This is a genomic window from Bacillus cereus group sp. BfR-BA-01522, from assembly GCF_022662635.1.
Classification (GTDB): Bacteria; Bacillota; Bacilli; order Bacillales; family Bacillaceae_G; genus Bacillus_A; species Bacillus_A cytotoxicus.
In genome coordinates this window covers 226,236-246,869 of the sequence record NZ_JAKUDY010000003.1, presented here as the reverse complement: position 1 = coordinate 246,869, position 20,634 = coordinate 226,236, and the positions used below count along the sequence as shown (strand labels likewise).

The window sequence follows — 20,634 nt, the reverse complement described above, 5'->3', positions numbered from 1 at the left end:
ATGGAGAGGTTGTCCCAAAAGAGTACTTTCTATCAAACGAAATACCATATATAGGTTCATTACATTATCGCACAAGTATATACAGTACAAAAAAGGCGTCCCATAATTTTAGGGACACCCTCATATTTAACGACTGCGTCTTTTTTGTCCTTGCTTTGTTCCTCTCTTCTTTTGCTTTACTTTATAAGAAGAACTTTGATTTGTTTTTTTCATCCCGTCTCGTTTACCTTTTGAACGATATTGTCCTGCTTTCTGTGGCTTTTTGATCTGTTTCTTTTTGTCATTTGTATTATTTGTTTGCTTAGCAGGTTGTTCAATTTCTTGTCTTTGTAAAGTACTACCGATATACTTTTCGATTTCTTTTAAATACATCTTATCTTTCGGAGCGACAAATGTAATCGCAAGACCGGTTCCTCCAGCACGACCTGTTCGACCAATTCGGTGTATATAGCTCTCTACATCTTCTGGAATATCATAGTTAAATACGTGCGTTACGCCTTCTACATCTAATCCACGAGCCGCAACATCTGTTGCAATTAAATATTGAATTTTTGCTTCGCGGAAGTTTTTCATTACTCTTTCACGTTTCGCCTGCGATAAATCTCCATGCAATTCATCACAATTGTAACCGTACCCTTTTAAAGCAGTAAATAATTTCGTTACGCGGCGCTTTGTCCGGCAAAAAATAACAGCTAGAAATGGCTGGTCACGCTCCATGACATAACGAAGTGCGTCTTGTTTTGCGCGATCTGTCGTTTCAATTACACGCTGCTTTATATTTTCTACAGTGACTTCTGCACTTTGGATTTGAATCACCTGTGGCTCTTTCATATATCGCTTCGCAAGTTTTTTAATATCTTTTGGCATCGTTGCTGAGAATAACATCGTTTGTTTATTCTCAGGTGTTTCTTCTAAAATATGTTCAATATCATATAAGAAACCAAAATGCAGCATTTGATCCGCTTCATCTAATACCACCATAGAAACGTTTGATAACACAATTGTCTCGCGGCGTAAATGATCTAACAAACGCCCCGGTGTTGCTACAACAATATGCGTATTTCCTTTTAATTTTTTCATTTGCTGTTCCACATCTTGTCCACCATATATCGCCAAAACATGAATATCCTGTTTATGGACCAGCATTTTTTTAATTTCAGTTGTAATTTGTAATGCTAGTTCTCTCGTTGGCGCTACGATTAAAGCTTGTATATCACTTGCATTTGGATCAATATTCTCTAAAATCGGTAAAACGAATGCAAGCGTTTTTCCTGTCCCTGTTTTTGCTTGTCCAATTACATCTTTCCCATCCATAATAACAGGAATTGCCTTTTCCTGAATGGGTGTTGCTTCAGCAATTCCATTTTCTCGTAATGTATGTTGAAATGTTTCACTCATTCCAAGTTCTAAAAATTTTTTCAAATCGATCACTTCTTTTCCTTATTTTTCACATTAAGTTTCCATTGTACCATTTGTTTCTCTAAATATGAAAAAAACTTTATCTTCTTTCTGCTTCGCCTTTACGAAATCGAAATAAAAAAATAATCCTAATGGTTATTTTTCTCGTTGTTTAGCCATCCTTTAAAAAAACATATTTTTTATATACATATATAAGGAGCGTTTACATGAAGCAACAAAAGCGATGGAGAAAGTTAAAAACAGGTTCTACAAAGTTAGAGAAATCTGCTGTGTATGAAAGTATTATTTTATATTGCACTTTAAAGAAACAAAATCTACTACTGAAGGAAAAAATAGTTATATTCATGGGATGATCCTATTACATATGGTCACTCCATTTCATTCCTGATTTAGCTGCTATTATCAGCATCAGTCTTTTAGATGATGCAATCGTAATTGCTTTGGCATACAAATATATTATGGTTCATAGAGATGCAGAAATTCGGCAAAAAGGAAAATTGCAAATGGAATCTTTTTTAGACATGCACATTCATAAGGGGATTATCATAACGGTCTTCCCTACCATATATCTTCTTTTTCGGCCATTAACATATACACCCCTTTTGCAGAGGAAACATCATTTTGAATGAAATGTATTTTCTCTTGTATGTTCTTTTCACAATTTGTTTTAAACTGAGCATATATTTCTGGTACGGAATTTAAAATTCCGCCTTTGACTGCAATCGAAATTGGCTCTTCAAACAGCATTCTCTTATACATATAATTCGTAATGTTAGCTAATTCTTCGCCTGCTCTTATTATAATCTGAAACGCATCCGTATTTCCTTGCTTAGCTGCCTCTACCACGATTGGAGCGATAGAAGCTACGTGATCTTTCGGTTTTGAATATATAAGCTGTTTTATATCTTCTGGTGTAACAATATGACATTTTTCTTGAATCACTTTACCCAGTTTACAATAGGAGATTCCTTTATCATATGCACGTGTCATTCTTTTTAAAGCTTGTAAAGCAATCCAATACCCGCTTCCTTCATCTCCTAAAATATGTCCCCATCCACCGCTATACTCATATCTTTCCCCTTTCTTCCCTAGGCAAACAGCACCTGTGCCTGCTATCGTTAAAATACCATCGTTCCCTTCTAATAAAGCAGCATGCGCAATGATCGCATCATTATAGATTTCAATTTCCGTTTGATATTTTGTTATAAAACGTTCCTTTAATGTATGAATATCGATACTGTTTACACCTGCTAATCCTATCCCTATACAAGCACATTCTGTTTTACATAACCTTTGAAAACATTGATCGATTGCTTCACAAATATGCGATATAGCTCGCTCATAATCCAATAAAACATTGCCAAAGCGACTCATTCCTCTGGCAATTTCTTTCCCATTTTTATCAAATGCTATTGCTTCTGTCTTCGTTCCACCACCGTCTACACCAATTATATATTTCACATTCTCACCTATCCTTCCATATGAGATAAAACAACATCTATCCCCTCTAAAGTTGCACCTTGCATGCAGTCAACAATATACATGACATCTCCTCTGTACTTTACTAAAAATTGTGATATACGTAAGCAACGTACAACCTATCAAAAACATAGTAAATCTGTGCAATCGCTACCATTTTGATGAATATGTCCCAACAACTGTCCGGATAATACGCGCTGACATACTTGTCACAATCCAAAAGCTATGCATTTGTGATACATATAGCATTTTTAAAACAATAGATTTGAACAAACGACAACGAATAGAAATCCCTTATAGCTAAATTTCATATTCATCCGTTCCACCTTCTCCTTTGTTTATGCTTAAAAAAGTGAGATCATCGAAATGACCCCACTTCTTCGTTACACCTTTACCGCATTTTCATTATCATTATTTTCTACTTCAAGCATATTTTTATCATACATTTTAAAGAATGGTAGATAAATAAAGAACGAAATTGCAATATTAATAAAGACGAGCACGATTGCCCTCCAATCTCCACCTGTTGCTAAATAGGCACCAATTGGAGCTGGCAATGTCCACGGAGGCATAATATAAGTTGGTGTAACAAGTCCGATTGCCGTTGCAGTATAAGCAACCGTCGCTGTTATTAATGGCGTAATAATAAAAGGAATAATTAATACGGGGTTTAATACAATTGGAAGTCCAAATATAACCGGTTCATTAATATTAAAAATACCTGGTACAATACAAGATCTTGATAATGCCTTGGAATATTTTGATTTACCAAATATAATCATCGCTAATACAAGCCCGAGCGTCGCTCCCGAACCACCAATCCAAATAAACCATTGATATAACGGCTCTGGTGCGATAAAAGGTATGCTGCTTGCACCATCAGCAACTGCTGCCGAGTTTTTCCCGAGATATACTTCCCATAAAGGACGAGCCACTGTTCCGACAACAGACACACCGTGTATACCAAACGACCAGAAAAATGTAATTAAAAATACAGGCAAAATAACACCGAAATAACTATCACCAGCTTTTACGAGTGGTGCAGCTAACTGGTCCACTACATGGTGTAAGTCGATACGAAAAACAACGGTAATAATACTTATAATAATAATGACAAAAGCAGCGGGTATAAGTGCTTCAAACGAACGAGAGACAGATGGTGGGACTTGCTCTGGCATCTTAATCATTACATTTTTTGACTTACAAAATCTTAAAATCTCAACTGATAAAATGGAAACGATCATTGTTACAAATAATCCGTGCCCTCCAAGGTTTGTCATCGGGAGCATAAAACCTTTCTGATCGATTAACTCCGGTGTTAAAGTTAGAAGTAATGAACAAACTGCAAGCTGCGCTCCGGATAAAGAATCTAACTTATAACTTTTCGCTAAATTATAGCCAATACCAAAAGCAATATAAAGCGACATAATAAACATCGTTAAACGATACGGTATTAAAATACTCGTCTGATGTTTAGCTGCCCATACCGAAATAAAACTATCCTTTGGAAGCGGTGGAAAGGCCACGATGAGAAAAAAACTTCCTACAATGATAAATGGTAATGCTGAAATGACGCCATCTCGAATGGCTTGTAAATGCCTTTGCTCAGAAAGCCTTGCCATCGGACTTGACAAGTTATTCTCAAGAAATGAGATGAATTTATTCATCATACTCCCCCTAACCAATCAATTCATTTACAGCCTTTAATAACGTCGGTCCACCAAGTGGTGTATAAGCTTGCGGCGGAATAATGCCGCACGGAATAGATGCTGCATGTGCCACTTTTTTAATCGAATCATATCTATGCCTTACTTGCGGAGCAACCATGACAACATCCCAACCATTCTTTACTTCTTCTTCTATTTCACTCGTACCAATTGCGTGTACCACCACACTACTTCCCTGTTTCTCAGCTTCTTTTTTTAAAGCGTTTACAACAATAGAGCTAGACATCCCTCCGGAACATACAAATAGAACTTTCATTTCATAATCCTCCTATACACTTTAAGTAATCTTGATCCTTTTATAAGGACTGCAAAACCACCAACGAAAAGAAGTTTTACGTTATTACAAATCATATGAAGTATGAAGACAAATTAGTGCTTATGAAATGAAGTTTCAGTAAAAATATTTTTTACGAAAAAATAAGATTAAATATTCTGTTTTCTCAATTGTGAATCTTACATTCACATGATACAGTAGTTTCAATAATAGAATATATAAGGAGGCATACAATGATTTCTAAAAAAAGATTCATAAGTTGTTGTAGCGCTTTTTTATTGATTCCTTTCCTATTCTTCAATACCACACGCACTGAAGCATCCACCTACTCTCCAAAACATGAATTACGCGCTGCATGGGTCGCATCTGTCCTTAACATTGATTGGCCCTCTCAAACTGGCTTGTCTATCGAAAAACAAAAACAAGAGTTTATGAAACTACTAGATGATGTGAAAGGTGCTGGCATGAATGCAGTTGTTGTGCAAATCAAACCAACCGCAGACGCTTTTTATCCTTCAAAATATGGACCTTGGTCTGAATATCTTACTGGGACACAAGGGAAAGACCCTGGCTATGACCCACTTGCATTTATGATTGAAGAATCCCACAAACGAAACCTTGAATTTCACGCTTGGATTAATCCTTATCGCATAACAATGAATCATACTGACTTAAATCGCTTAGCGGAAAATCACCCTGCAAGACAACATCCTGATTGGGTTGTATCTTATGGCGGCAAACTATACTATAATCCTGGCATTCCTGACGTACAAAACTTTATTACAGAAGGCGCGTTAGAAATTGTTCAAAATTACGATATTGATAGCCTCCATATGGATGATTATTTTTATCCTTACAAAGTAGCTGGTGAGGAATTTCCTGATCAAAACACATATGAAACTTATAATAACGGGAAATTTTCGAATATTGAAGACTGGCGCCGCCATAATGTAAATGAATTGGTTAAAAAATTAAATATAGCGATTAAATCTGAAAAGGCATATGTTAAATTCGGAATTAGTCCATTTGGTGTATGGAGAAATATTGCTGATGATCCAACAGGTTCTCATACAACTGCTGGTCAAAGAAACTATGATGATTTATACGCGGATACAAGAGAATGGATTCAAAAAGGATATATTGATTATATTACACCGCAAATTTATTGGAATATCGGTTTTGCTCCTGCTGCTTATGATATCCTTCTTGATTGGTGGGTAAAAGAAATTAAAAATAGACCGATTCACCTATATATTGGACAAGCTGCCTATAAAATAAATAATAATTCCGTTCCAGCTTGGTCTGACCCAGAAGAATATCCAAAACAAATTGCACTAAACCGTCAATATACAGATATAAAAGGCAGTATGCACTTTAGTTTAAAAGATATTAATAACAATCCATTAGGGATGAAAGATCGACTACAACATGATATATATAAACATCCAGCCTTAATTCCACCTATGCCTTGGCTTGATAACGATCCACCAAAACAACCTACTTTAAAAGGAGCAATCGCTAGAGATGAAGGAATTGCTTTAGGGATCATCGATGACAGAGACAATGACTCTGCCTACTATGCGATTTACCGCGTAAACGGGAAAAATGACGTTGATATTCAAAACCCGAAAAACTTAATTACAACTGTACGAAAAACAAGACTTGGAGAAATTTATGTTGATAAAACAGCTATACAAGGAGAAACGTATACGTATGCTGTAACTGCATTGGATCGCTTGCATAATGAAAGTGTTCCTTCTAGTAAAACGACTGTGAAAGCGAAATAATCAAAATAAAATCCCCCGCTTCATTGGCGGAGGATTTTATTTTACACCTTGTTTTTTACTTATTTTTAAATTTCTCCGTCGCCGCTCTCATCTTCACATTTAAATCATAGTCGATGGAATCGCGAATATCACGCTCTACTGCTTCCATTTCTTTTTGGAAGTTTTGCAAATACATTTTCAGCTCTTCTTCTTTTTCTAGACGTTGTGATGGTGGCAGCTGAGCCACTAGCGACAGCATATCAATTAAGTCTTTCATTAAGAAAGTTTCCAGTTTATGTTGTTGCTCAAACATGCGTTGTTCTTGATAGTAAGGAAGTGCCTGTAAAACTGAAATTGTTATTTCATCAACCGTTCTTTGTAATGAAGGGGTAATAGATCGTTTATAGGCTTGAATTGTCTTTAACGCATCTGGATAACAATCATAAAAATACAATTGATAAAACGACAAATCTGTTGGTTTTATGGATTGCTGCGCTTCTTGTCTGAGGAACTCTTTTACCTTCATGACAGCTATGCCCATGTCCTCGTTCGTAATCTTTTTCGTTGATTTTGCCATACTATGCACTTTTTTTTGTCTATCTTTTGGTAGCATCGAGAAAACTTGTTCTCTTGTCCGTTGATTTGCTACACAAAAAAGCGTATTAAAAGCTTTCTGTTCCTTTTTCCCTTCCGTACGAATCCAGCGATAAAAGAGTGGATGCTGCGTAAATTCTTGCAAAAACGGTGTCGATTTATTGGAAAGCTTCTCAATGGATTCATGCGCTCGCTTATACGGCTTTGCCCATGATAAATATAGTTTCCGTCCAAAATACACAAGAAGAACAACGATTGTAAAACCAATGAGTAGTAACGTTCCAATGAGTAGTAAAACCATTTTTATGAAACCCATCTTTTCACCTCCTCTAATACATCTTTATTTTTTAGGACGCTGCATGAGCTTTTGTTTCATTTCCTCATTAAATGTATCCAGCTCTATCACAAACTTTTTGCTTGATTCAATAATGCGTTCTGAAGATTTCTCAGATGCTTCAATTGCCGCAAATACATTTTGGAATGATTCGCGCAATTTCTCCATACTGATTGCTGGATTTTCAAGCAACTGCGTCGTTTCTTCTGTATTTTGTTTTAAAGCTTGTGAGTTACTTAATACCATCGATTCTATCGCTTCATTTGTCGCGTTCACTGCATCAATCGTCTTACGCTGATTTGTTAAAGCGAGTTGAATCGCTGCTGAAACCGTTACTACGTTTTGCGTCATTGTAATGGCGTTCCGAATTGCTTCTGTTAATTTTTCATTATTTTTCTTAATAATATCTACAGAGGCAATCGATTGTAATAACACACTTTTCGCTTGCTGCATGTTTCTTGTTCGCACAAGAATTTTTTCTAATGCATCATTGATTAATGGAATATCTTTTTGACGCTCTGGATTTTGTTTTTCCGCTTCCAGCATGCTCGCCAATTTTTTTCCTAAATACACTTGTTTATCAAGTGCATGAATCTTATCATAAGACTGCTCCTTTAACATTTCTAAGCCAACTGTATCTTCTTGTAGATTATCTCGGCCAATTAATAATGAGCGAATAATTTCCTCAATTTGTTTATCTATGGATTGATATTTATAAACGTATGTTTCAAGCGGATTTTTCTTAAATACTTTAAACATCAATTTCTTCATGCCCGATGCTTTTAATGAATTCGGATCAAGTTCTGAGACTACTTTACGTAATTCTAAAAGTGTATTTGGAATTTCCTCGTTTTTTCCATTCATCATCGCAGTCACAGGACGTTTTAGCGCGGATAATGTCTGTCCTGCTGCTTGTTGTTCTTTATCACCTAGATCTCCAAGTTGCGATAAAACTTTTGAAAGATCCGTATTGTGTTCACTATTTAATTTCTGTACATAAAGATCAGCTTCTTTATTCAGTTCAACAAGTTCTTCTTCTTTAATAACTGTATCCACAACTTCTATATGATCTTTTACCATCGATACAGATTCTTTTTTCTCTAATTCTGTCAACAAAATCGCTCCTTTTATTTATATGTGCAAAATGATTTGCACTATATTTATACACGAATTTTCCATTTATTTTTACAAGACCCTGCTTATGCAGTCATTTCTATTTCTTACTGTAAGTATACCTTTTTTCTACTTTATTTTCCTCAGACTTAAGACCTAGAAAGTTACGTGCTGAAGGCGTATTCTTCTTTATATTTCACTGCTCATCATAATGTAAAAAATGCCCTTTATTTTATCCCACCATTTTAGGGCAGTAACAGCCCGATTGGTAAGGGCTCATAATCAGTGAGGGATGAAGAGTCCTCCACTGATTTGATTAAAGTTTCACTTTATTTGTGCTTTCGGTAACTGAAACAACACAGCATCTATATATCTCCATCTTTGACACTATTCCTTTTCAATATCCCGAAATTGAATCACTTTATATCTTTAACGAAACATGGTCTCATATCACACTGCATCATTTGACACATAAGCTTTTTTCATGTCATAATCCAATTGGAAATAATTTACATTTTTAGTTTCCAACTTTATCTTATTCAATTCTATGACTTCATTTTTTTCTTGCTACAAACGCTCCTTTTTGAAAAGTTAGCAACGCCGTTTCAAATGCATCATCCTCTTCTATCATGTGCATAAATGTAGTTAGTTCATTTGCATGTGAAGTGGCATTATCAATAACGAGAAACCCTTTTGGCTGTAATATGCGCTTTATATGTTCCCACCACCACATATATTGAGTACGCTCTGAATCTAGAAATATAAAATCAAATGAATCGTCAACTTGCGCATCTAAAAATGCTCCTGCCTCTTGATTATGAATATCGATTCTGTGCATGAGAATTGCTTTTTCAAAGTTTACAAGCGCCTCCGCAACTCGTTCTGAAGAAAGTTCAACTGTCGTAACTTTTCCGTCTGTTTCCTCACATGCACTTGCTAACCATAATGTTGAATATCCATTTGAAGTACCAATTTCTAAAACTTTTTTTGCTTGACATCCTTTGATGAAAAGTGATAAAAATTGTCCCATTTCGCGCGAAATATTTCTTAATTTTTCCTCCCGCTTATCTGTTTTACTGTCATGTTCTTCTCCATATCGCTCAAGTTCAAACAATAACGATTCTAAAGAGCGCACATTATTCATCGCCTTTCCAACAAATTTAATAATAAAAAAATTGATGAGAAAGTTGATTCTGTTTGTCTATCTTTCATTATATGCGAAATGCTTTCCTTTTTCCTGTTATAAGACAAAAAAATGAATTTTTTATGGCAAATTGTTTCATTTTTTGATACAGTTAATTTCTACGTGCATTTATACCATTCATAATATTTTCTATTTAAAATCCAATTCACTTTAATCGGTATTTCAAGTGTAAAAAGCGCCGTTTTGGACGTATTTTCTTCTAGTAACTATTCATAAGAAAGGATGCTTTAAATATGAACGTGATTAATTTAGATATGGCTAGAAAACGAAAGCAACATAAAAAGCAAATGATAACTATACCGATTATTAAACGAATTTATGAAGAGGACGGAGAGATTAAATTTGAAGTATTAGGCGAAAAAGACGTTCCTCTTGAGCTCTTGGAAAAATAAATCAAACATCTAGTAGAACTCCTCCTCTATGTAATTCTGAGATGAGGAGTTCTTATTTTGATTCTTATTAATAAAAATAAAACGCTATCTAAATTACGGATATAGCGTGGAACTTTAATCAATAACTCTTTTTCACTTCGCATCGAATTCGTACTCATTGGGTAAAAATATAAACTAGAGAATTACATTCTATCTATTTTATACATATCCCTTCACTCTAAATCATTCATTCCATGAAAAAAAGGGTTTTTCATGGAATGAATGATTAAAAATATAAGGGATGGATATATATGAATAAAATATTATTAGAAAAAGCCTCTTATTTATCTTCCGAGGAACAACATCACTTGAGAAGAGCTATATTATTTTCTAAGCAAGCGCATGATGGTCAATATCGCCAAACTGGAGAACCATATATTAATCATCCTTTTGCGGTAACAGAAATATTATTAAATTATAAGGCAGATATAGTAACGTTAATTGCTGCATTGCTACATGACGTCGTCGAAGATACTCCCTATTCACTTAAGCAAGTTCAATCTCTTTTCGGTCATACTGTCAGTTATATTATAGATGGATTAACGAAAGAAGAAAAACAGCACGGGCAAGAAAAAGAACTATATGACGCTATGAACTTAAAAAAATTTTTACTCGCTTCACAAAAAGATATTCGCGTCGTAATGATTAAAGTAATAGATCGCCTTCATAATATGCACACATTAAGTGTTAAAAAGCCTGCTAAACAAGTTGCTTATGCTAATGAAACATTAAAGCTGTTTGCGCCCTTGGCAAAAAAGTTAGGCTTATCTCATATTCAACATGAATTAGAAAATATATCTTTTCAATACCTTCATAGAGAAAAACATTGGATTTTTGTTTTACACAGCTGTCCATATTCTTACATATCGCTCTCTCTTTCTTATGTCACTTTTAATAGACTTCAAACATATAATATTTATATATTAAATTGGAGGTGATGAAATCATGAACTATCGTAACAGTTCCTCTAACAATAAAACGAATCGTCCTTCATCCTCTCAACCTTCCAATTCTTCTGAGCGGCAAAGCAAATTACAACAGCAAGGATATAAAAAGAAAAAAGGCTGTAATTGCAATAAAAAATAGCTAAACAACTCATGTAACAAAAGGAGCATTCTTAAAGATTGCTCCTTTTGTTCGTAATGAAACCTTTCCTTACCTTTCGCTTGTCAATTGAAAAAACGATTTCTCATTTGAAGAGAAATCGCTTTTTATCAACATTTTGATTTAAATTTTAAATTGACTTGTATACATACCATAATAAACCCCTTCCTTTTCCATTAGTAATGTATGGTCACCTCTTTCAATAATTTTCCCATCTTGAATAACAAGAATTTGATCAGCTTCTTCAATTGTCTTTAAGCGATGAGCAATGACAAAACTTGTTTTCCCCTTCATTAAACGATGTAATCCAGCTTGAATTTGCAATTCCGTTCTTGTATCAATATTTGATGTCGCTTCATCTAAAATTAAAATATCTGCATCAGCTAAAATCGCTCTTGCAATTGCAAGTAATTGTTTTTGTCCTTGACTTAAATTGGCTCCTTCTGATGCTATTTTTGTTTCATATCGATTTGGTAAATGCTTAATAAAAGAATGCGCCGAAGCAGCTTTAGCTGCAGCAATGACTTCTTCATCACTTGCATCCAATCGTCCATAGCGAATATTGTCCATAATTGTTCCAGCAAATAAATACGTATCTTGTAAAACTACACCGATTTTGCTTCGCAATGAAGAAATATCATACTCTTTTATATTCGTTCCATCGATTTTAATTTGCCCTTTATGAATATCATAAAACCGTGTTAACAAGTTAATAATCGTTGTTTTTCCAGATCCAGTCGTCCCTACAAGCGCGATCGTTTCACCTGGGCTTGCTTGCAAGCTAACGTCTTTTAAAATCTCTTTTTCTTTCTCATATCCAAATGAAACATGATCAAATATCACATTACCTTCTAATTTCTGAACAACAATTGGATTTTTTTTATTTTGAATTTCTGGCACTTCATCCATGATTTCAAAAACACGCTCTCCTCCAGCAACTGCTGCTTGAATGGTATTCATAAGTGTAGCAAATTGACTCAGCGGCCTTGAAAATTGACGAGAATAGTTAATAAATGAAGCAATAATTCCTACTGTTGTCATTCCAGTTAAAACCATAATTGATCCTGTTCCAATAACAAGCCCCATCCCTAAATTGTTAATGAAATTCATACTCGGAAAAATGAATGCCGAAAAGGTATCTGCCTTTGTCGCAGAGACTCTCAGTTTTTCATTAATCGTATTAAATTTATGAACGGTTTCTTTTTCTTTTCCGTATAATGTGATTACATCTGCTCCTGTAATCGCTTCTTCAATAAAGCCATTTAATTCTCCTAAATCTTGTTGACGCTTCGCAAAATTTTTCCCGCTATAGGCAACTAATCTTTTTGTCACAAAAAACATAATCGGGACCGTAATAAGAGTTACAATTGCTAAAATCCAATCTAGTGCAAACATAGCAATCGTTACACCAACAAATGTTAAAGCAGATGAGATAATTTGGACGACGCTCTGCGTTAAAGCTTGATTTAAATTGTCAATATCATTTGTTACGCGACTCATTAAATCCCCTTGAGAACGCGTATCAAAAAATCGAAGAGACAATGTCTGGATTTTTTCAAAAAGATCTTGGCGTATTTTTTGAATTGTTTTTAATGCAACATTCACCATCATAAAGGTTTGCAGCCAAGTTAAAAATACGGTTACACTATAAATGGCCGTAAGGAGTATACACATTTTAACTGTCCCATGTAAGTCTCTTGGTATAATATATTCATCAATAATAACTCCTATATAATACGGTCCTAGTAAACCTAATAACGTGGTCGCAATTACAAGCATAACAACGAAAATAAGAGCCACTTTTTGATACCCCATATAGGTCCAAATTCTCATTATTGTGCCTTTTGTATTTTTTGGCTTTCCACCTTTTACGTTGTTACGCCCATTTTTATTTGCAAACTGCCCTTGGAAATTACGCATTTTCTTTCCCTCCTTCTTCATATAAACTACCACCTTGGGAAAGATAAATTTCTTGATATACTTTACATGACCTTATTAAATTTTCATGTGTTCCATTTCCAACTAACTTGCCATTATCCAAGACAAGTATTTGATCCGCATCGATAATCGATGAAATTTTTGATGCAATGAAAAATGTTGTTGTTCCTGTATATGTATCCTTTAATGCTTCTTGTATGATTTTTTCTGATTTTGCATCTACTGCCGAAGTAGAATCATCGAGCACAAGTATAGCAGGTTGCCGTACAAGCGCTCTTGCAATAGATAAACGTTGCTTTTGACCACCAGATAAGTTTGTTGCTCCTTGTGTTAACTGATAGCGGTATGTATCTTCTAACTTATAAATAAACTCCGTCGCACAAGCTGCTGCCGCTGCTACTTCTAATTCTTCTGCCGTTGCATTTTCCTTTCCATACTTTAAATTCTCCTCAATCGTTCCTGAAAATAACAATGCCTTTTGAGGTACAACTCCGATAGAAGCACGCAATGTTTGTAAATCATATAATTTCACATTCACACCATCAATGTAAATGTCACCTTGGTCAACATCATACAAACGCGGAAGTAATTTCATTAAAGTAGACTTACCACTTCCCGTAGATCCGATCACTCCTACCTTCTCACCTTTTTGGACTTTAAACGAAATATTTTTCAAAACGTACTCATCGTTTTTACTGTAACTGTAACTTACATTTTTAAACTCAATATTCCCACTTATTTTCTTAGGCTTATACACGTCTGCTTCATTCGTAATATCCACTTTCGTGTCAAGCACTTGTTGTACACGATCAGCAGATGGAAATGCACGTGAAATTTGAATAAATACCATACTAATAGACATAAGCGACATCAAAATAATATTTAAATAGTTAATAAATGCTAAGATCGCTCCGACTTGGAGAGTGCCATGAAATACTTTTTCCCCACCCATCCATAATGTAGCTACAATACCTCCATTTACAACAAGCATAATAATTGGCATCATAAGTGAAATCATTTGCACTGCATACGTACTAACTCCTGTTAAATGCTTATTCACTTTCTTAAATTGAGAAATTTCATATTTTTGTCTTACATATGCTTTGACGACACGAACACCGGATAAATTTTCTTGCAGTTTTGTATTTACTTTATCTAAAGCTTCTTGTACGCGCTTAAACGAACCGCTAGCTCGCCCAGCTATAAAAACAATCGCAACAAATAAAATTGGTACAACGACAAGTAAAATAGAAAATAAATCTCTTGCTGTAACGAAAACGATAATAATACTTCCTATAAATAATAAAGGTCCACGGACAAGAACACGCAATGTCATCGTCATTGCTGCTTGAATAGATGTAATATCATTTGTTACAATTGTAAGCAATTTACCTGTTCCAAATGAATCACGATTTTTACTAGAAAATGTCTCAATTTTTGTAAAAACATCTTTTCTAATATCTGTTGCAAAATTCACCGCAGCTTTCGTAGAATACAGCATACAACCTAAACCACCAATTAATCCCATCCCTGCTGCACCGATCATAAGAAGTCCCATCTTCATGACATAATGAAAATCTTGCTGCGCAATACCAATATCGATAATGTGCTGCATAATCGTCGGTTGAATTAAGTCCATCGCTACTTCAAGTACCATGAATAACGGTCCAATCATCGCAAAGAACATGTATGGTTTTAAATATTGCAATAATTTCCGGAATGATTTCATACACTTTCTCCTTTTTCTATTAAATTGACATTTTATAATTGATATATCTCCTCCTTCTACTCTTCTATATATCGGCTTCCCCTCTACTACTATTATATTCTACAGGTTAATATTTAACATTATTAATTGATAAAATATTAACCTTTTATTCGTCAATGTATTCTTATTTTCATCCCATAAGGAAACCGCACTCTTTTGCAAGAATGCGGTTTTCCTCGGATTCAATTGAAAACTCAAGTAATTCGTTTTCGAATCCTTTATTTATGCACATTAAAACTCAGTTAAAATTGGAAACTTACATCGATTGAACTGGATGTTATGATTACTTCGAACCATTAAATACTTACCGGAGTGAAATTCTTGATATGTTACGTCTTCAATCCCTAGTTCATCTGGATGAAAATAAAATTCAATTTCTGTAAATCTTTCAGGAATTTCACTACATATTTCATCTAAAATTGGGAAAACTGGTGCAAACACACCGAATAGTTTTAATGTTTTCTTCTCTACTTCATACACGATTATCGCGTCTAATTTTTCTGAATAGTAGAGCTTATCGTTCCATTTAGCCTCATACATATTGAAATAAAAAGAAGATTTATAGTTTAAGGTTGAAAACATATTAGAAAGCGTCTGACTCTCCTCTATCTTTTCTTTTATGAACTGAATATCTTCTTCATGATAAAAATTCAATTTTCGGAGTGATGAATCTGTCTTCTCACCACTTTCATATGATAATGTCATTAGATATTCTTTTAAAACTTGAAACCCAAAATACTCATAGAATTCCGGATTCTCTGTGAATAAGATTGCACAGTCGTACTGTCTATCAATTTGTTCTAATACTGTAGAAAAAAGTTGCTTCATCAAACCTCTCTGCCGGTACTCAGGATGCGTCATAACCGACTGAATCCCCACTGCATTCACAACATTTCCATTCACAAGTAATGGAAGTGTAAAACTAGAAACATTCGCAATTACTTTTTCTTCATGAACAAACGAAACTGGTTTATATGTATGATCCCAAAATCCTCTCGCATCGAAATCTTGCAACATTTTCTCAGAAACACCAAACACTTCCTCGAATAACGAAAATAACTGTTCCTTTCTTGGTTCTTTTACAAAAAAACTTTCAGAAGTAGCACTATTCCCCATATTGTCCCTCCATAATACTTATTCCATCAATTTCATTATATTATATTTTTTTATTAGCGGAGTACACCGCTTTCAAATCAATATATTATCACAAAATATAACAAAAAAGCTTCATTATATTATTTTATTCCACAAAATATATTTGTTACAAATCAATTTTAAAATGCAATTCCCACTTGCGCTACCGCTTTACACATATAAATTCCCTTCCCTCTACACTTCCAACAATATATTATCGTAATATACATATTCACTAAAATTATATTTCTTCTAAATAATAATCATAAGATTATTCTGTTTATCCCGCATTAACTGCCCGTAACAACCCGATTGGGGATGCCTCATAATCAATGGAGGATGAAGAAAATTCCCACTGATTCAAGTTTCACTTTATTTATGTGAATTTCTACTCAACTCCCTATACAAATAAGCATTTCATTTTGTACTCTTTCAAATTTATGCTAGAGTTATAGAAAGGAGATGAATAAATATGAGTTTATTAAATAATGGTTTAACTTTTCTTCATTTTGATGAAACGTATCGATTACAAAATAAACTTCATTCTTATTCACATGAAGATATTGATTTTCGTCATTTGGAACATTCAAATTTATACTGTGAGAAAAGTGCATTGCAGCACATTCAAGCAAAATTACATAATCGAAAACAAAAAGGCATTACCTTTATCGGCTCTGGTAACTATCATTACGTATCATATTTACTTATTCAAGAAGTATTAAAACCTTTCACCCTCATTCTGTTTGATCATCATACAGATATGAATCTATCTCCTTCTCAAGAAAGGAATATGATTTCTTGCGGATCATGGGTTTCATTTGCATTGCGAAACAATGACATGCTTCAAAAAGTAATCATTGTCGGGCCTTCTTCGTTTCAAATCCATTCTTCCGAACATTCAAAAATAGAAATTTTTCCAGTGGAAGGTTCACATATCGTCTCTTTACATACAATCCTTTCTCATATTCAAACCGATACGATTTATATAAGTGTGGATAAAGATGTTTTAGATCCGAAAGACACTGTCACAAATTGGGATCAAGGTCACATGAAATTATCGACATTATTAAGCTATATCCGCTCCATGATTGACAAAAAAGAAGTATATGGAATTGATATTTGTGGAGAAATGCCAGTTTCACCTCCTCAAATATTTATTCCAAAATATCAAGAAGCGATTACGAAAAATGAAATGGCAAACATACAAATTTTAAACACGATTTTGCAAACATCCAAACAATACAGTTCTGTAAAGTAATACGCTAGCTATTTTAGGACGGCACTGAAAAAGTGATTACTTCGAAGAAACAACATGTATTTTATGAAAATGTTAAGAATAAAAAAGAGTCCGCCACCTCTGTATATAGTGGGTGATAGACTCCTTTTTATTATGAAGTCGACTTTTTCAGTGACCTCCTATTTTAGCACTCTTTGTTTATTATTCAATTGTTTCCATAATATGATGGAAGCAACAACAAGCATAATTGTTGTAATTACACTTCCTTCAATTCCGAACGCTCCTCCATGCAAAGCATCTGGTCCATTTGTCGTCGATCGAAAAAACGGTGTAGAAAATATAGTTGTCCCACTAACTGCAAAACCATATACATTGTACTGCGCCCAATTCCATATCGAATGCCAAGCACAAATTCCCGAAAGGCTATTATCTTTTAATACGTATAAAGCAGCAAACACACCAACTAATATAATATTTGTAATAGATAAGATGGTAACACCGGGATTTAGCAAATGTAGAAACCCAAATAAAAGAGAAGTTACCATAACGCCGATCCATATACGACTTCTAACAGATATAACCGGGAACAACCATCCTCTTACAATGATTTCTTCTGTGGCACCTTGTATGAGAAATGCAACGAAAGAACTTAAAATTCCTAATATAGCTGTAATCGTCATATGTTGCATTTGCAGCTGTACAAATCCTGTTATAACTAGGAACACAACAGGGAGAGAAATGAGTAGAAACCCTATAAACGCTCCTTTTATGTATTTTTTAAAAAATTGATTTTTCCAAAATCCAATGGATGAGAACGGTCTTTTCTCTATAAAGCGCACCCATAGAAATACAATAAAAGTTGCTCCTCCAAACGTTAAAATCATCTGTATATTAGCGTAAATCCCTTTCATAAATGTTGTTTCTGCTTTTGGTAAAAATAACATAAACAATATAAATACTTCACCAAGTATTATAAATAGAATAGATAATATAACTGCAAAAATTGGATGGACCTTCTTCTTCCCTTCTTTTGCGGCTTCAATAACTTTGTATTCAGTATGTCTCATTTTTCCACCTCCTAATACATTTTACCATTATATTACAATACGGTCACGCAGATTCCTTCTCTTTTCTTTTTCTCACAACTCTTGACATCTTAACAATTTGTTATACAAATACACTTTCTCTTCCTCCGTGATAGCAATATAAGTGATGATATCTGTCTATATGTTTCAAATTCCGATTCCTATATTTCTTCATAATCATTCCAGCACTTGCTATTTCTCACCATATGCTGTAAAATGAAATTTAAGGTTCAATGGAATAACATTCATTTCACATATTATCAAACATCCATAAGGAATGTTTTTCCTTCTTCATGGGTTTTTGATAATATGTGAATGTTTATTTTCGTCTAAATAAGACTGATCATATTATAATTTTTTTATTTTCAGGAGGCATTTGCCATGACATTAACAGGTAAAGTAAAATGGTTTAACAGCGAAAAAGGTTTCGGTTTCATCGAAGTTGAAGATGGTAACGATGTATTCGTTCATTTCTCAGCTATTACTGGCGAAGGATTTAAAACTCTTGACGAAGGTCAAGAAGTGAACTTCGAAGTTGAAGAAGGAAATCGTGGACCTCAAGCAAAAAACGTTGTAAAGTTATAATCCAAACAATAAAAAAAGGTTGTTACCAAGCACGGTTAACAACCTTTTTATATATAATTCAAATTTTTACATAAAAGGAGTGGTCATATGTATCGCAATCGCAAGAACGATGTAGCAGAAGTACCACCAGAACAAACCCCTGTTTGGGAATGTGAATCAGAGGATTGTTTAGGATGGATGAGAAAAAACTTTTCATTTGAAGAAGAGCCAAAATGCCCTTTATGTAAAAGTAATATGAAAAGCGGAGAACGATTACTACCTAAATTAGGATAATATTTACACATCCCCTCTTATCTTATGATAGGAGGGGATTTTATTTTTATAAATAATCATAATATTTTCATTTCAATTATTATTCTGGTATCCTTTAAATTAGATACTTAAAAGGAGTTGAAATGATAATGAATAAGAAAGTCCAACTTGGTAATACCGATTTATATGTCAATCCTATTGGATTTGGAACAAACGCTGTTGGAGGTCACAATCTGTATCCAAATTTAGATGAAGAAGTTGGAAAAGATTTAGTTCGAACTGCGCTACATAATGGAATTAACTTTTTGGATACAGCATACATATACGGACCTGAACGATCTGAGGAGTTAATTGGTGAAGTACTACAAGAAACAAAAAAGCGTTCAGAAGTTATTCTTGCTACAAAGGGTGCTCATAAAATAGTAGGCAATGATATTGTTTTTGATAACTCTCCTGCATTTTTAACCCGCTCTGTAGAAGATAGTTTAAAGCGCCTGAAAACAGATTATATCGATTTATACTATATTCATTTCCCTGATGACAATACACCAAAAGATGAAGCTGTCGGTGCCTTACAGCGTTTAAAAGAAGAAGGAAAAATAAGAGCAATTGGTGTATCAAATTTTTCGATTGATCAATTAAAAGAAGCTAACCAAAATGGTTATGTTGATGTATATCAAGGAGAGTATAATTTATTAAAACGAGATGCAGAAATTGATTTATTACCCTATGCGAAAGAAAATAACATTTCATTTATACCATACTTCCCTCTAGCTGCCGGTTTATTGGCTGGTAAATACAATAAAGATATGAAGTTTCATGATTTACGTGCCGATATGCCTCATTTCCAAGGTGAATCGTTTAAAGAAAATTTAGAAAAGGTAGAGAGAATCCGTCAAATTGCTCATGCAAAACAGACAGAAATAGCTCATGTAGTACTTGCTTGGTATTTAACAAGAGATTCCATTGACGCTTTAATACCAGGTGCAAAAAGAGTCGATCAAATACTTGATAATTTAAAAACATTAGATATCCATCTAACAGACGACGAAATTCGTCAAATAGATCTTCTATTTAAAGTAAAGTAATAATCTTCTTGGACTTTTCCTACACGTTTCTTCCAATAACTAAAAAACCGGTGGAGAAAATAGATTATCTCCACCGGTTTTGTTATTTTTTTATTCTTTTCC

The 20,634-nt window shown here is 34.2% G+C and carries 17 protein-coding genes and 2 pseudogenes; 8 read left to right on the top strand and 11 right to left on the bottom strand.

What is annotated here, in order from left to right; genetic code table 11:
- Positions 1-126: 126 nt before the first annotated feature.
- Complete coding sequence (locus MR059_RS06280) at positions 127-1,431, bottom strand: DEAD/DEAH box helicase (protein WP_242161634.1); 1,305 nt, start codon at positions 1,429-1,431, stop codon at positions 127-129.
- A gap of 194 nt (positions 1,432-1,625) precedes the next feature.
- On the opposite strand from MR059_RS06280, the pseudogene MR059_RS06275 reads away from it, so the two are divergent.
- Positions 1,626-1,931, top strand: a pseudogene (locus tag MR059_RS06275) (YkvA family protein); the annotation flags it as partial.
- A gap of 46 nt (positions 1,932-1,977) precedes the next feature.
- On the opposite strand, the gene MR059_RS06270 reads toward MR059_RS06275, so the two are convergent.
- The 3 genes from MR059_RS06270 to MR059_RS06255 all read right to left on the bottom strand — a co-directional run bounded on the left by MR059_RS06270 (position 1,978) and on the right by MR059_RS06255 (position 4,881).
- Positions 1,978-2,880, bottom strand: coding sequence for a BadF/BadG/BcrA/BcrD ATPase family protein (locus MR059_RS06270; RefSeq protein WP_242161633.1), 903 nt, complete (start codon positions 2,878-2,880; stop codon positions 1,978-1,980).
- A gap of 401 nt (positions 2,881-3,281) precedes the next feature.
- Positions 3,282-4,565, bottom strand: coding sequence for a PTS sugar transporter subunit IIC (locus MR059_RS06260; protein WP_242161632.1), 1,284 nt, complete (start codon positions 4,563-4,565; stop codon positions 3,282-3,284).
- A 10-nt stretch (positions 4,566-4,575) separates the two neighbouring features.
- Complete coding sequence (locus MR059_RS06255) at positions 4,576-4,881, bottom strand: PTS sugar transporter subunit IIB (RefSeq protein WP_242161631.1); 306 nt, start codon at positions 4,879-4,881, stop codon at positions 4,576-4,578.
- Between the two features lie 251 nt (positions 4,882-5,132).
- Here MR059_RS06255 and MR059_RS06250 point away from each other — a divergent pair, with 251 nt between their 5' ends.
- Positions 5,133-6,686, top strand: coding sequence for a glycoside hydrolase family 10-like protein (locus MR059_RS06250; protein WP_242161630.1), 1,554 nt, complete (start codon positions 5,133-5,135; stop codon positions 6,684-6,686).
- 55 nt (positions 6,687-6,741) lie between these two features.
- Here MR059_RS06250 and MR059_RS06245 read toward each other — a convergent pair whose 3' ends face one another.
- From MR059_RS06245 to MR059_RS06235, 3 genes are all read right to left on the bottom strand, one after another.
- Entirely contained in the window at positions 6,742-7,575 is an 834-nt protein-coding gene (locus MR059_RS06245; protein WP_242161629.1) for a DUF3974 domain-containing protein, read from the bottom strand.
- A gap of 24 nt (positions 7,576-7,599) precedes the next feature.
- A complete protein-coding gene (locus MR059_RS06240; protein WP_041809726.1) occupies positions 7,600-8,706 on the bottom strand; it encodes a toxic anion resistance protein in 1,107 nt (368 codons plus the stop codon).
- Between the two features lie 553 nt (positions 8,707-9,259).
- Positions 9,260-9,850, bottom strand: a complete 591-nt coding sequence (locus MR059_RS06235) for an O-methyltransferase (RefSeq protein WP_012094272.1) — start codon at positions 9,848-9,850, stop codon at positions 9,260-9,262.
- Between the two features lie 293 nt (positions 9,851-10,143).
- Between MR059_RS06235 and MR059_RS06230 the strand changes: the two genes are divergently transcribed.
- Together MR059_RS06230 and MR059_RS06225 are read left to right on the top strand one after the other, a co-directional pair.
- A complete protein-coding gene (locus MR059_RS06230) occupies positions 10,144-10,302 on the top strand; it encodes a hypothetical protein (RefSeq protein ID WP_012094271.1) in 159 nt (52 codons plus the stop codon).
- Positions 10,303-10,592: 290 nt separating this feature from the next.
- Positions 10,593-11,168, top strand: a pseudogene (locus tag MR059_RS06225) (HD domain-containing protein); the annotation flags it as partial.
- 400 nt (positions 11,169-11,568) lie between these two features.
- Here the strand turns inward: MR059_RS06225 and MR059_RS06220 are convergent.
- The 3 genes from MR059_RS06220 to MR059_RS06210 all read right to left on the bottom strand — a co-directional run bounded on the left by MR059_RS06220 (position 11,569) and on the right by MR059_RS06210 (position 16,267).
- Positions 11,569-13,365, bottom strand: a complete 1,797-nt coding sequence (locus MR059_RS06220) for an ABC transporter ATP-binding protein (protein WP_242161628.1) — start codon at positions 13,363-13,365, stop codon at positions 11,569-11,571.
- Positions 13,358-15,112 carry an ABC transporter ATP-binding protein gene (locus MR059_RS06215; protein ID WP_242161627.1) on the bottom strand — a complete coding sequence of 585 codons (1,755 nt, stop codon included), beginning with the start codon at positions 15,110-15,112 and terminating at the stop codon, positions 13,358-13,360. The genes MR059_RS06220 and MR059_RS06215 overlap by 8 nt, the downstream gene beginning before the upstream one ends.
- Positions 15,113-15,382: 270 nt before the next feature.
- Entirely contained in the window at positions 15,383-16,267 is an 885-nt protein-coding gene (locus MR059_RS06210) for a GNAT family N-acetyltransferase (RefSeq protein ID WP_242161626.1), read from the bottom strand.
- Between the two features lie 490 nt (positions 16,268-16,757).
- Here MR059_RS06210 and MR059_RS06205 point away from each other — a divergent pair, with 490 nt between their 5' ends.
- On the top strand, positions 16,758-17,543 hold the full coding sequence (locus MR059_RS06205; protein WP_087098706.1) for an arginase family protein: 786 nt from the start codon (positions 16,758-16,760) through the stop codon (positions 17,541-17,543).
- A gap of 158 nt (positions 17,544-17,701) precedes the next feature.
- On the opposite strand, the gene MR059_RS06200 is transcribed toward MR059_RS06205, so the two are convergent.
- The gene (locus MR059_RS06200; protein WP_012094265.1) at positions 17,702-18,589 is read right to left on the bottom strand and encodes a CPBP family intramembrane glutamic endopeptidase; all 888 of its coding nucleotides are present in this window, start codon (positions 18,587-18,589) and stop codon (positions 17,702-17,704) included.
- Positions 18,590-18,988: 399 nt separating this feature from the next.
- Between MR059_RS06200 and MR059_RS06195 the strand changes: the two genes are divergently transcribed.
- From MR059_RS06195 to MR059_RS06185, 3 genes are all read left to right on the top strand, one after another.
- Positions 18,989-19,192 (top strand): cold-shock protein, encoded by a 204-nt coding sequence (locus MR059_RS06195; RefSeq protein WP_012094264.1) that lies wholly within the window; start codon positions 18,989-18,991, stop codon positions 19,190-19,192.
- Positions 19,193-19,279: 87 nt separating this feature from the next.
- On the top strand, positions 19,280-19,465 hold the full coding sequence (locus tag MR059_RS06190) for a cold-shock protein (protein ID WP_000286200.1): 186 nt from the start codon (positions 19,280-19,282) through the stop codon (positions 19,463-19,465).
- 128 nt (positions 19,466-19,593) lie between these two features.
- Complete coding sequence (locus tag MR059_RS06185; protein ID WP_041809721.1) at positions 19,594-20,532, top strand: aldo/keto reductase; 939 nt, start codon at positions 19,594-19,596, stop codon at positions 20,530-20,532.
- Positions 20,533-20,634 lie beyond the last annotated feature (102 nt).